General features: G+C 60.7%; 10 protein-coding genes. 8 read left to right on the top strand and 2 right to left on the bottom strand.

Features of this window, described 5'->3' with window-relative positions:
* Positions 1-171 precede the first annotated feature (171 nt).
* The 8 genes from L6D63_RS13455 to L6D63_RS13420 all read left to right on the top strand — a co-directional run bounded on the left by L6D63_RS13455 (position 172) and on the right by L6D63_RS13420 (position 11,523).
* Positions 172-486 carry an ElaB/YgaM/YqjD family protein gene (locus L6D63_RS13455; protein WP_025113166.1) on the top strand — a complete coding sequence of 105 codons (315 nt, stop codon included), beginning with the start codon at positions 172-174 and terminating at the stop codon, positions 484-486.
* Positions 487-488: 2 nt separating this feature from the next.
* The gene (locus L6D63_RS13450; protein WP_041069617.1) at positions 489-875 is read left to right on the top strand and encodes a phage holin family protein; all 387 of its coding nucleotides are present in this window, start codon (positions 489-491) and stop codon (positions 873-875) included.
* Positions 872-1,210: a hypothetical protein gene (locus L6D63_RS13445; RefSeq protein ID WP_041069615.1), complete on the top strand. Its 339-nt coding sequence runs from the start codon at positions 872-874 to the stop codon at positions 1,208-1,210. The genes L6D63_RS13450 and L6D63_RS13445 overlap by 4 nt, the downstream gene beginning before the upstream one ends.
* Before the next feature lie 124 nt (positions 1,211-1,334).
* Positions 1,335-2,498, top strand: a complete 1,164-nt coding sequence (locus L6D63_RS13440) for an EAL domain-containing protein (protein ID WP_131671635.1) — start codon at positions 1,335-1,337, stop codon at positions 2,496-2,498.
* Between the two features lie 76 nt (positions 2,499-2,574).
* On the top strand, positions 2,575-3,903 hold the full coding sequence (locus L6D63_RS13435) for a deoxyguanosinetriphosphate triphosphohydrolase (RefSeq protein WP_003226741.1): 1,329 nt from the start codon (positions 2,575-2,577) through the stop codon (positions 3,901-3,903).
* A 346-nt stretch (positions 3,904-4,249) separates the two neighbouring features.
* A complete protein-coding gene (locus L6D63_RS13430; RefSeq protein WP_041069609.1) occupies positions 4,250-4,876 on the top strand; it encodes a response regulator transcription factor in 627 nt (208 codons plus the stop codon).
* 8 nt (positions 4,877-4,884) lie between these two features.
* Positions 4,885-8,529, top strand: coding sequence for a transporter substrate-binding domain-containing protein (locus L6D63_RS13425; protein ID WP_121186494.1), 3,645 nt, complete (start codon positions 4,885-4,887; stop codon positions 8,527-8,529).
* Positions 8,530-8,577: 48 nt separating this feature from the next.
* The gene (locus L6D63_RS13420) at positions 8,578-11,523 is read left to right on the top strand and encodes an HD domain-containing phosphohydrolase (protein ID WP_131671636.1); all 2,946 of its coding nucleotides are present in this window, start codon (positions 8,578-8,580) and stop codon (positions 11,521-11,523) included.
* On the opposite strand, the gene L6D63_RS13415 is transcribed toward L6D63_RS13420, so the two are convergent.
* The gene (locus tag L6D63_RS13415) at positions 11,524-12,006 is read right to left on the bottom strand and encodes a GAF domain-containing protein (protein WP_039770434.1); all 483 of its coding nucleotides are present in this window, start codon (positions 12,004-12,006) and stop codon (positions 11,524-11,526) included. It lies immediately after the preceding gene.
* Positions 12,003-12,893: an ATP-binding protein gene (locus L6D63_RS13410; RefSeq protein WP_047295439.1), complete on the bottom strand. Its 891-nt coding sequence runs from the start codon at positions 12,891-12,893 to the stop codon at positions 12,003-12,005. Before L6D63_RS13410 ends, L6D63_RS13415 begins: the two co-directional genes overlap by 4 nt.
* Positions 12,894-13,007 lie beyond the last annotated feature (114 nt).

The following is a 13,007-nucleotide window of genomic DNA, read 5'->3' as shown; positions in this document are numbered from 1 at the left end:
ACGGACCAGGATTATTTGAGTTAAGGTTTTGCTGCATGTACGCCCGCCAACAGCGCACGAGCGCGGCAGAACGCACCAGGACATAGCAAAAGCTGTACCAGTCATTTGTACTGAACCTTCGCGCAAGGCTCATACTCGAACGCTTCAGACGTCACTTACGGAGATCCACCCATGGCCAGCATCAAGGCAAAGACCGCTCAAGAAATCCTGATGAACGACTTCCAGACTCTGGTCGCCGACACCGAGCGGTTGCTCGAACACACCGCGACGCTGGCGGGCGATCAGGCTGATGAGCTGCGTGAGCAGATCCACGACAGCCTGTTGCGCGCACGTGAAACCCTGAAGCTGACCGAAGACACCCTGCGCGATCGCGGTCAGGCCGCCGTCACCGCGACTGAAGACTACGTGTCGGCCAATCCCTGGCAGTCGGTGGGCATTGCTGCCGGAGTGGGCTTTCTGATTGGCCTGCTGGCCACTCGGCGCTGATCATGTCGATCGGCGAATCCGGCCTAGGGTCGGGCACCTCATCCTCCACGCGGCGTCTGGGCGCCGCTGTTCTCGGCTTGCTGCACAGCCATGTCGAACTGTTCGGCATCGAGTTGCAGGAGCAGAAAGCACGCACCGTCAGCCTGTTGCTGTTCGCAGGCCTGGCACTGGTGTTTGCCCTGCTGTTGCTGGTCGGTCTGTCGACGCTGGTGCTGATCGTGTTCTGGGACACTTATCGCCTGGCGGCAATCATCGGCCTGTGCGTGTTCTACACCTTGGCCGCCGCTTTCTGTGGGCTACGCCTCAAAGCAGCCGTCTTCGATGAATCCTCGCCCTTCCACGGCACGCTGGAAGAGTTGGCCAACGATCGGGAGCGCCTGTTGCCATGAGCTTGCCTGAACTGCCACACAACAGCTCGCGCCGGGAAATGCGCAAGGCACTGATCCGCCTGCGTATGGAAATGCACCGGCAGGAAATCCGCCATGAAGCCGGGCAAGTGCTGCAACCCTTGCAGCGCATGCGCGGGATGACGCAAAACCTGCAAGCAGGTTTCGGCATCAAGCACGCGCCGCTATGGGGCGTGGCCGCTGTGACCCTGCTGGGGTTTATCACCGGCAAGGGCGCAAAAAGCGGGGGCGTCGGCGGTCTGACCCGACTGATACGTCTGGGCACCAGCCTCGGGCCGCTGATCAGACTGGTAATGCAGAGCTCGGGCAAACGCTGAGCCGGCGCATCTGGCTGCATTCTTGCAATATCCGCGGGATGAACCTCTTTACCCGGAGGTTCAATCCCGCGCGCCTACCCGGTCGGCGGGGTTCACCCAGAACAAGAACGACTAAGGAGGCCCCGTGATCGACGGGCAACCGCTCGCCTGCTTTCAACCTTTCATCGATACCGCCACTGGGCGCATTGCAGGCGTCGAAGCATTGGGTCGCCTGCGCCAGTCCGATGGCCAACTGGTCTCGGTCGGGCCATTGTTCGCCGACCCGCGCACACCCGCCATCGCCCTGCGCCGCCTCGACCGACAGATCCGCGACAACGCCCTGAGCCGACTGCATGAAGCCCCCTCGGAGTGGTTTCTCAGCCTGAACATGTCGCCACGCTGGATCAGTCGCCTGCGCGCCGAACAGCCGCTGCCCAGCCTCAAGCAAATGTTGCGACACGACGTCGACCCGCAACGCATCGTGTTCGAGATCACTGAGCTGGGCGGCAACAGTCAGCGTCTGGCCGAAGTGGTGGCGCGTTATCGCGACGCGGGAGCGCGGATTGCGATTGATGATTTCGGCGCCGGTTATTCGCAGCTCGATCGGGTGCTGGCCTTGCAGCCGGACATCCTCAAACTCGACATGCGCCTGTTCCAGGCTGCCGCACTCGGCGGGCCGAGCAGTGATGTGGTCAAGGCACTGGCGCAGATGGCCGAGAAGACCGGCTGCTGGATCATTGCCGAAGGTGTGGAAACCGAGGCCCAGCTCAATTTCGCCCTGGAATGCGGTTCGCGCTACGTTCAGGGTTTCCTGTTCGCCCGGGCGCAGGAGGCGCTCTATCCAACGGATGCCTTCGTGCAGCGCTTCGCTGAATTGCGCCAGCGTTACGTGCGGCAGAAACTGGCCGAACGCGGACGCCTGATGCAAATGCGCCAACAACTCAGCGAACTGATGGCGATTCTCCAGGCCTGGGCTCAGGCCCACGCACCGCTCAGTGCGCTGCCGCAACTGGAAGCCTTTCCGTGGTTGCTGCGGTTCTACCAATGCGACCGGCATGGCACCCAACTCACGCCCAACCTTGAATGGCGCAACACCGGCTGGGTCGCCGATAACCGCTACCTGGGCCATAACTGGTCATGGCGTCCGTACTTCTATCACTTGCTCGCCGAAGGCTGGGAAGAACGTCGCCTGACGCTGTCCAGCACCTACCGCGACGCCACGAGTAACCAGTATTGCCTGACCGCCGGGCAGTTCTTCGATAACGGCGAGCGCCTGCTGCTGATCGATATCGATGCCGCGGGCCTGTAGTTCCGCTTGCAGGTGCGAGCCTGAACCGGGAAGCTAGGGCAACAGTCATCCCAGTCACCGACGGAGAGAACCAGCCTTGGATTGGCAGACCCTGCTCAACCGCGAACGCCTTGGAAAACCGCTGCACAGCCCGCAAGAGCTGGGCCGCAGCCCGTTCCACAAAGACCACGACCGCATCATCTTCTCCGGCGCCTTCCGCCGTCTGGGGCGCAAGACCCAGGTGCATCCGGTATCGAGTAACGACCATATCCACACCCGTCTGACCCACTCGCTGGAAGTCAGCTGCGTCGGCCGCTCGCTGGGCATGCGCGTCGGCGAAACCTTGCGCAGCGCCCTGCCCGACTGGTGCGACCCGAGCGATCTGGGCATGGTCGTGCAATCGGCCTGCCTGGCCCATGACATCGGCAACCCGCCATTCGGCCACTCCGGTGAAGACGCCATTCGTCACTGGTTCCAGCAAGCCGCCGGGCGCGGCTGGCTGGACGGCATGAGCGAAGCGGAGCGCGGTGACTTCCTCAATTTCGAAGGCAACGCGCAGGGCTTTCGGGTGCTGACTCAGCTTGAGTATCACCAGTTCGACGGTGGCACCCGCCTCACTTACGCCACCCTCGGCACGTATCTGAAGTATCCGTGGACCGCACGTCACGCCGACTCGCTGGGCTACAAGAAACACAAGTTCGGCTGCTATCAGAGCGAACTGCCACTGCTGGAGCAGATCGCCCACAAGCTCGGCCTGCCACAACTGGAAGACCAACGCTGGGCGCGGCATCCGCTGGTGTACCTGATGGAAGCGGCTGACGACATCTGTTATGCACTGATCGACCTCGAAGACGGCCTGGAAATGGAACTGCTGGAGTACGCGGAGGTTGAATCGCTGCTGCTCGGCCTGGTGGGAGACGATCTGCCGGAAACCTATCGCCAGCTCGGCCCGCAGGATTCGCGTCGACGCAAACTGGCGATCCTGCGCGGCAAGGCCATCGAGCACTTGACCAACGCCGCCGCCAGGGCGTTCGTCGAACAACAGGACGCATTGCTGGCAGGCACTCTGCACGGCGACCTGGTGGAACACATGCACGGCCCGGCCAAACGCTGCGTGCTGAACGCCAAGGACATTGCGCGCAAGAAGATTTTTCAGGACAAGCGCAAGACGCTGCATGAAATCGGCGCCTACACCACCCTGGAAATCCTCCTCAACGCGTTCTGCGGCGCCGCGCTGGAGCAACATGGCGGACGCACGCCGTCGTTCAAAAGCCGACGCATCCTCGATCTGCTGGGCAACAATGCGCCGGATCCCCATGGCCCGTTGCACACTTCGTTTCTGCGCATGATCGACTTCATCGCCGGGATGACCGACAGCTACGCCAGCGACATGGCGCTGGAAATGACCGGACGTTCCAGCCACTGACAGAACACTGCGCTCACCGGGTCGCCATGACTGCCCGGTTGAGCGCGTGGTCCATTGAACCGGTGTTACGGTTCGCAATATTTGTGACTTCCAAGTGTCATTTGTTTAACACTCAAAAAAACCGGACAAACTCTGCTTCTTCAATACTCTACAAGCAACTTAAGACATTCAGATAAACAAATATCCTAAACACTTCCTTACGCGACACTGAGTTTGATCGTAGTCGATTTCCCTTTAGCGTGTAGGACTTATCCTATATCGCTGCTAAAGCCGTGGGAGTTCATGCGGCCGCTCATTTATCTGAGCTAAGGTGCGCGCTTTATTCGCGCACGTATGGGATTTGATTATGAACTCCGTTTTTATTGTCGATGATCACCCCGTCATCCGGCTTGCCGTTCGGATGCTGCTCGAGCATGAAGGTTACAAGGTCGTCGGCGAAACCGATAACGGGGTCGATGCCATGCAGATGGTCCGCGAATGCATGCCCGACCTGATCATCCTTGATATCAGCATTCCCAAACTCGACGGCCTGGAAGTCCTCGCCCGTTTCAACGCCATGGGGACCCCGCTCAAGACCCTGGTGCTGACCGCACAATGCCCGACCCTGTTCGGCATTCGCTGCATGCAGTCCGGTGCATCCGGTTATGTGTGCAAGGAAGAAGACTTGAGCGAACTGGTCAGTGCCATCAAGGCGGTACTTTCCGGTTACAACTATTTCCCCAGCCAGGCATTGAATCCGGTGCGCAGCGATGATGTGCGTTATGCCGAACTGGAGTTATTCAAGTCCGTCAATGACCGGGAACTCATGGTTCTGCAGTTATTTGCCCAAGGGCGCACCAACAAGGAAATTGCCAAAGGCATGTTTCTCAGCAACAAGACTGTCAGCACCTATAAAAAACGCCTGATGCAGAAACTGAAAGCCAGGTCTCTGGTGGAACTTATCGAGATGGCCAAACGCAACGCACTAGTGTGAGAGCCCGAATGCCCAGTCGTTTAAAGATCTATCTTGCCCTCTGGTGCGCGAGCCTGTGCCTGACGACTCAGAGCCATGCCGACCTCATCACGGCGCAAGAGTATGTGCTGCGCAGCCGTTCGGGTCATGAAGCACTGTCCGTGACACTGGAGCCTGCGCAGCGACAATGGCTGCAGACTCGCAGCGAACTGGTACTGGGCACTTCCGCACCGGATTATCCGCCGTTCGACATGACGGCCAGCGGTCGCGATTACGAAGGATTTACCGCTGATTACGCCGGCCTCCTCGAACAGGCCAGCGGACTGCCAGTGCGGGTTCAGCGCTTTGCCTCACGGGAAGCCGCCTTGCGCGCATTGAAAGCCGGTCAGGTCGACATGCTCGGTACCGCCAACGGTTTCGAAGCCAGTGACGCGGATATCCTGCTTTCAACGCCCTACGCCATCGATCAGCCGGTACTGGTCACCCGTGAGGACGAAACCCGCACGCTCACCCAGGGCCTGGCCGGTCTGCGCCTGAGCATGGTCTATCACTATCTGCCCCAGGACGAGGTCCGGGCGCTGTATCCGAAAGCCATCCTGACCTCCTATCCGTCCTATCAAAACGCAATCAACGCGGTGGCGTTTGATCAGGCCGACGTGTTTCTGGGCGATACCATTTCCACCCACTACATGATCAACAAGGGCTATCTCAACAACATCCGCATGGCCAATTTCGGCAAACAGGAAGCCCACGGTTTCAGTTTTGCCGTACACGCCGAAAACCCTCAACTGCTGGCCATCATCAACGCCGTGCTACAAGCCATACCGACCAGTGAACGGGACAGCATCGCCAAGCGCTGGAGCGCCGGCAGCGACATTCTGCTGACCGACCAGAAGCTGCAATTGACCCATCATGAAGAGCAGTGGCTCAAACAGCATCCGGTGCTGCGTGTGGTGGTGAACGAAGCGTTCGCCCCGCTGACGTTCTTCGACAGTGATGGCAATCTGCGCGGCATTACCGCAGACCTGCTTGAGCTGCTGCGATTGCGCACCGGCATGCGCTTCGAACTGGTGCGCAGCCGCAGCGACGGCGACATGGTGGAACAGATCAATCAGCATCGGGCCGATCTGATCGCGGCGCTGCTTCCCAGCCCCCAGCGGGAAAAAACCCTGCAATTCAGTCGCCCTTATCTGGAAAACTCCTTTGTCCTGCTGACCCGAAAATCCCCCGACAGCCCGACACATCCGGCTCAGCTGAGGGGCAAATACCTGGCGATTGCCCAAGGCAGCCCCATGACCGATTACCTGCGCCGCGAGTTTCCCGATATCCGTCTGACCGAAACCTCGGACACCTTCGGCGCCGCGACATTGCTCGCTGAAGGCAGGGTCGATGGCGCGGTCACCTCATTGGTCATCGCCAATTACCTGATCTCGTCGCGGATCTTCGAACATCAGTTGCAGATCACCACGACCCTGGGCACTCGCCAGGCCGCCTTCTCGCTGGCCACGGCGCGTGACAACCGCGAGCTGAGCTCGATCCTCGACAAAGCGCTGCTGAGCATCAGCCCCGAAGAACTGGGCGTCATCAACAGCCGCTGGCGCGGTTTCTCCAATGCCGCGCAAAGCAACTGGCATCAATACCAGCGCCTGTTTTACCAACTGATCGGGGCGGCATGCCTGTTGCTGTTGCTGTCACTGCTCTGGAACGCCTACATGCGCCGCCAGATCAAGCAACGTCAGGCCGCCGAGCGCGCGCTCAACGATCAGTTCGAATTCATGCGCTCGCTGGTCAACGGTACCCCTCACCCGATCTACGTGCGTGACCGCCGGGGTCTGCTGCAAAGCTGCAACGACAGCTATCTCGAAGCCTTCAACGCCAAACGCGAAGACGTGATCGGCAAGAGTGTCATGCAGGGCACCCTGAGCAATGCCTTCGAAGCCCAGGCCTTCCAGGCGGATTACCAACGGGTGGTGGCCGAAGGTACGCCGCTGCTGCTCGACCGTCCGCTGCACATCGGTGGCCGGCGCCTGACGATCTATCACTGGATCCTGCCGTACCGCGACTCCAGCGGCGAAGTACAAGGGATCATCGGTGGCTGGATCGACATCAGTGAACGTCGCCAATTGTTCGATGAGCTGCGCACGGCCAAGGAGCAGGCGGACAACGCCAATCGCGCCAAAAGTACCTTTCTGGCGACCATGAGTCACGAAATCCGTACGCCGATGAATGCCATCATCGGCATGCTCGAACTGACGCTCGAGCGCATGAGCGATCAGGCACCGGATCGCTCATCCATCGAAACCGCTTACTGTTCGGCCAAGGATCTGCTGGGCCTGATCGGCGACATCCTCGATATCGCACGAATCGAGTCCGGGCACCTGAGTCTGAGCCCCGAGCGGGTCAATCTGGTCGAAACCGTGGCGTCAGTGGTCAGAATTTTCGACGGCCTGGCCCGTCAGAAAAACCTCGCCTTGCCCCTGACGGTCAATCCTCCCGGACTCGCCGTCGACGTGGAGCTGGATCCGTTGCGCTTCAAGCAAGTCCTGTCGAACCTGATCAGCAACGCCATCAAATTCACCGAGCGCGGGCAGGTGCGCATCGCGCTGGACGTACGCCCCAATGACGCGGGCCTGTATTCCCTGATCCAACTGACCATTCACGACACTGGAGTCGGGATCAGCACCGAAGATCAACAACGCCTGTTCGAACCGTTTTCCCAGGCCGACAGCGGTCGGCAACAGGCTCGAAGTGGTGCGGGACTGGGGCTGGTCATCAGCCGTAACCTCTGTGAAATGATGGGCGGTCAACTGCAGCTGAGCAGTCAGCCCGGGATCGGCACCCAGGTCTGCCTGTCATTGCCGTTGCAGACGCTGCCGTGCAAGGCCACCGCAGCGAAAACCGCGCAGCCAATCGCCCCCTCTGCGACACCGCTGAACATTCTGGTGGTTGATGACCATCCGGCCAATCGCCTGCTGCTGTGCCAGCAGCTGGAATTCCTCGGTCATCGTTTCAGTGTTGCCGAAGAGGGGCGAAACGCATTTGCAATCTGGCAGACCGGCGAATTCGACCTGGTCATCGCCGACTGCAACATGCCAGTGATGAACGGCTATGAACTGACCGAGGCCATCCGCCAACAGGAACGGCGCACTGGCCGCACGCCTTGTACGGTGCTGGGCTTCACGGCCAACGCTCAGCCCGAAGAGGTGCAACGCTGCAAACAGGCTGGCATGAATGACTGCCTGTTCAAGCCCTTGAGCCTCAGCGCCCTGAACCATTGGGTCAACGGGTTGCGACCGGCAGCGCCTGAACCGGCGTTCAATTTTCAGGGCCTGAATCAGTTGACCGGTGGCAATCCGCTGCAAGCCCGGCGCCTGCTTACACAGTTGCTCAAGAGTAGCCGCCTGGATCGCGAGGAGCTTCTGGCCCTGGCCCCGCACAATGACCGTGAAGCCTTGGCGGTCGTGGCACACAAGATCAAGGGTGCCGCCCGGATCGCCCAGGCCTCGCGCCTGATTGCCTGTTGCGATGCGCTGGAACAAGCCTGCCTGCAGACAACCTCGCTGGCGACCATCGTGCGCTGCACCGAGGCCACCGACGCAGCGATTGTCGAACTGGAGCAGGCATTGCAGCGACAACTGGAACCTTTGGAAGAAGGCACACTGGGCGAGCCTTAACTATGCTTGGACGCTGAGCAGTGTGTTTACTTCAATGGAGAGTCAGCAATGCCCAGACCACTGCGCCCGGATCAACGCCGATTCCCGTTGCACGTGCACATCAGCGTCATGTTCACCTTCCTGCTGTTGCTGACAGGCGTTGTGCTGGGGTTGTTCAATTATCGCCAGACCACCCGGATCATCCTGTCGAGCAGTGAAAACCTGTTCAATCGCATCGAACAGGACGTGCGCCTGGACCTGCATTCAACTTACGAACCGATCCGGCACCTGCTGAGCCTGCTGGCCGACAATCAGGCGGCCGGCGCTTCGCGCCTGCAACAGCGTCTGGCGCTACTCAAGCCGTTCAGTCAGTCACTCAAGGACAACAGCGATCTCGCGTCGCTGTATCTGGGGTACGGCAACGGCGACTTCTTCATGGTTCGACCCTTGCGTACCAACGCCCTTAAAACCCTGCTCAAGGCGCCGCCGACCGCGGTCTATCAGGTCTGGAGCATCGAGCACGACGCCAGCGGCACCGTATCGTCGCAGTCACTGTTCTTCGATCAGACACTGGCGCCGGTGGGGCGCGACGTCAATTCCGACGACCGCTACGACCCGCGTACCCGCAACTGGTACATCAACGCCCTGCAACAGGGTGACCAGATCACCACCGAGCCCTATGTATTTTTCTCCACGCACAATGTGGGCACCACGCTCGCCCGTCGCAGCAGCGCAGACTCCGTCATCGGTGCCGACCTGACCCTTGAAGCACTTTCCGCCACCTTGCTCAAGCACGTCGTCACCCCCTCCACCGAAATCGTGTTGTTCGATGCCGATGGCAATGCGGTGGCCTATCCCGATAGCCGCCGGCTGATTGTCGATGACCGCAGCGCGCGCCTGGCCAAGGCCGCCGACCTGAGCCCGAACCTGCACGCGTTGCTGTCCACGCCCCATCAGGGCAAACGGCTCGACGTCAATGGGCGCCACTGGATCGTCGCCCGCAGCAACCTGGAGGAAGGTGGGCCGAACGGTTTGCAGATGGCCCTGCTGGTGCCGGAGGACGAACTGCTGGCCGACGCCTACCGCATGCGCTGGCAAGGCGCGCTGATCACCCTCGCGATCTTGCTGCTGTGCCTGCCGCTGGGCTGGCTGATCTCGCGGATTCTGGTCAAACCGTTGCACGCGCTGGTCAAGGAAGCCGACGCGATCCGCAGTTTCGATTTCAATTTTCCGGTCACTCGCCGCTCGCCGGTGCTGGAGGTCGACCAGTTGAGCCTGTCGATGGCGCGCATGAAAGACACACTCGCCAGCTTCTTCCGCATCACCGACAGCCTCAGCGCCGAAACCCGCTTCGCCCCGCTGCTGCAACGGGTGCTGTTCGAAACGGTGCAGATCGCCCAGGCCCAGGCAGGGTTGATCTATCTGCGCGAAAGCGACGGCAACCGCATGGAACCCTATGGACTGGTGATCGACGGTGTTTCGCAGGAGCCGGCCGGGTTCAACGTGCTCGGCCAGGACCTGCTGGCAGATCAGGGCCCGGCGTGGTTTCAGCAACTGATCCACGCCGACAACGTGGTCAGCAGCCTCGGCTTCGAGCAGGCCGCAGACTTGCAGAACGTCCTGTTGGCCATGCAGTCGCCGCGCATCCACCTGATCGGTATCCGCCTGCGTAACCGCCACAACGAGACCATTGGCTTGTTGATTCTGCTGATCAACGACAGCGGCAACGCTCAGGATCTGGAAAAACTGCGCCCGGACCGCATTGCCTTCCTGCAAGCAGTGTCCGGTGCGGCGGCGGTGAGTATTGAAAGTCAGCGTCTGCAAGCGAAACAGAAGCAGTTGCTCGATGCGTTCATCCAGTTACTGGCCGGCGCCATCGACGCCAAGAGCCCCTACACCGGCGGCCACTGCCAGCGTGTGCCGGAATTGACCTTGATGCTTGCGCAAGCCGCTGCCGCCAGCCAGGCACCGGCATTTCAGCGTTATCAGCCCAACGAAGACGAGTGGGAAGCCCTGCACATCGCGGCCTGGCTGCACGATTGCGGCAAGGTCACCACACCCGAATACGTCGTCGACAAGGCGACCAAACTGGAAACCCTCAACGATCGCATCCACGAAATTCGCACCCGTTTCGAAGTGCTCAAGCGCGATGCCTGGGTCAGTTATTGGCAGGCGCTGGCGCTCGGCGGCAACGCGGCGCAACTGAGCGAACAGCGTGACGCCGCGCTGACGCAACTGGACGATGACTTTGCCTTTGTTGCCCGCTGCAATCTGGGCGGCGAGGCCATGGCACCCGCCGATCTGCAGCGCCTTGAGCGCATCGCCGAGCGGCGCTGGATGCGCACCCTCGATGATCGCCTGGGGGTGTCATGGGAGGAAAACCGCCGTCAGGCGCAAACGCCCGCGCCAACGCTGCCAGTCAGCGAGCCACTGCTGGCGGACAAGCCCGAACACCTGATCGAACGCGCCGAGAGTGAACTGATTCCCGAAGACAATCCGTGGGGGTTCAAACTGGATGTGCCGCGTTACAAATACAATCGCGGCGAACTCTACAACCTGAGCATTGCCCGGGGCACCCTGACCCGCGAAGAGCGCTACATCATCAATCACCACATGGTGCAGACGATCCTGATGCTCAGCCACCTGCCCTTCCCCGGGCACCTGGACAGCGTCGCGGAAATCGCCGGCGGGCATCACGAAAAAATGGACGGCAGCGGCTATCCAAAGCGCCTGAAACGCGAAGACATGAGCCTGCCGGCACGGATGATGGCGATTGCCGATATTTTCGAGGCGCTGACGGCTGCGGATCGGCCGTACAAGAAAGCCAAAACCCTGAGCGAGGCATTGGCGATCATGGCCACCATGTGCCGCGAGGCGCACATCGACGCCGAGCTGTTCGCGCTGTTCATCAATGACGGGGTTTACATGCAATACGCTGCGCGGTTTCTCGATCCGCGCCAGATCGATGCGGTGGATCCGGCCAGCCTGCTGCGCAAGGCTGGCCTGAGTGCCTGATCAGCAGTCGGTCAGACGCAGGAAGATCGCCGCCAATTGCTCGATACCTGCCTGATCGTCGGTGCCAAAACGCGCCAGTTTCGGGCTGTCGAGATCGAGTACGCCGATCAACCGACCGTCCTTGACCAGCGGCACTACCAACTCGCTGTTGGAAGCGCTGTCGCAAGCGATATGGCCCGGGAACGCATGCACGTCTTCGACGCGCTGAGTCTGCAGACTGGCCGCCGCGGCGCCACACACGCCGCGCCCGAACGGAATGCGCACGCAAGCGATCTGGCCCTGGAACGGACCGAGCACCAGCTCTTCATTGCGATTGAGGTAGAAACCCGCCCAGTTCAAGTCATCGAGCTGGTTGAACAGAAACGCCGAAAACTGCGCGGCATTCGCGATGAAATCGCGCTCGTCCGCCAGCAGCGATTCCAGTTGTGCGGCCAACATGCCGTAGCCTTCGAGGCCCTGGCCGCTTTGTTGCAAATCAATCATGCCTTGTGCTCCAGCAATTTCAGACCCACCCAGTAACGGGCGAATTGGTACGCGCAACGGCCGTTGCGATTGCCGCGCCCGGTGGCCCAGCGCACGGCGAGAATGTCCAGTTGTTCGTCGCGCTGCCAGCTCAGGCCAGCCTTGGCGGCCAACTGGCCGATCCAGTGTTCGACGACATTGAGAAAGTGTTCCTGGGTAAACGGATAAAACGACAGCCACAGACCGAAACGGTCCGACAGGGCGATCTTGTCTTCCACCGCCTCACTCGGATGCAGCTCGCCGTCGACACGCTTCCAGTTTTCGTTGTCACTTTCCTTCTCCGGCACCAGATGGCGGCGGTTGGAAGTGGCGTACAGCAGAACGTTGTCCGGGGCCTGCTCGAGCGAGCCGTCGAGCACACTTTTCAGCACGCGGTAATCGCCTTCGCCGGATTCGAACGACAGGTCATCGCAAAACAGCACGAAGCGCTGTGGCAGTTTGCCGATCTGCTCGACCACGCGCGGCAGGTCGGCCAGATGATCGCGTTCGATCTCGATCAACCGCAGGCCGGCCTTGGCGTGTTCAGCCAGCAGCGCGCGCACCAGCGAGGATTTACCGGTACCGCGCGAACCCCAGAGCAGCGCATGGTTGGCCGGCATGCCGTCGAGAAACTGCTGGGTGTTGCGGCCCAGTTGCTCCAGTTGACGGTCAACACCGATCAGGTCGGACAGGCGCATGTCGAGACTGACGTCCAGCGGCAGCAAGTATCCGCTACGCCCGTCTCGCTGCCAGCGCGCGGCCAGGCAAGTATTCCAGTCGATCAGCGGACGTGGCGCCGGCAGCAAGGGTTCGATCCGCGCCAGAACCGACTCGGCGCGTTCAAGAAAAGCATTCAATCGGGAATCCACGTCTTCTCCTCGGGCACGTTCACAGTGATGATGTCGATACAGCGACGACAGACAGATCTCAATCCCCGCTCAGGCCTTGTTACAAGGCGATTCGGGAACCTCGGTATCCATACA

The organism is Pseudomonas parakoreensis, assembly GCF_021602155.1.
Taxonomy (GTDB): Bacteria; Pseudomonadota; Gammaproteobacteria; order Pseudomonadales; family Pseudomonadaceae; genus Aquipseudomonas; species Aquipseudomonas parakoreensis.
This window is presented reverse-complemented; position numbering and strand designations above follow the sequence as displayed.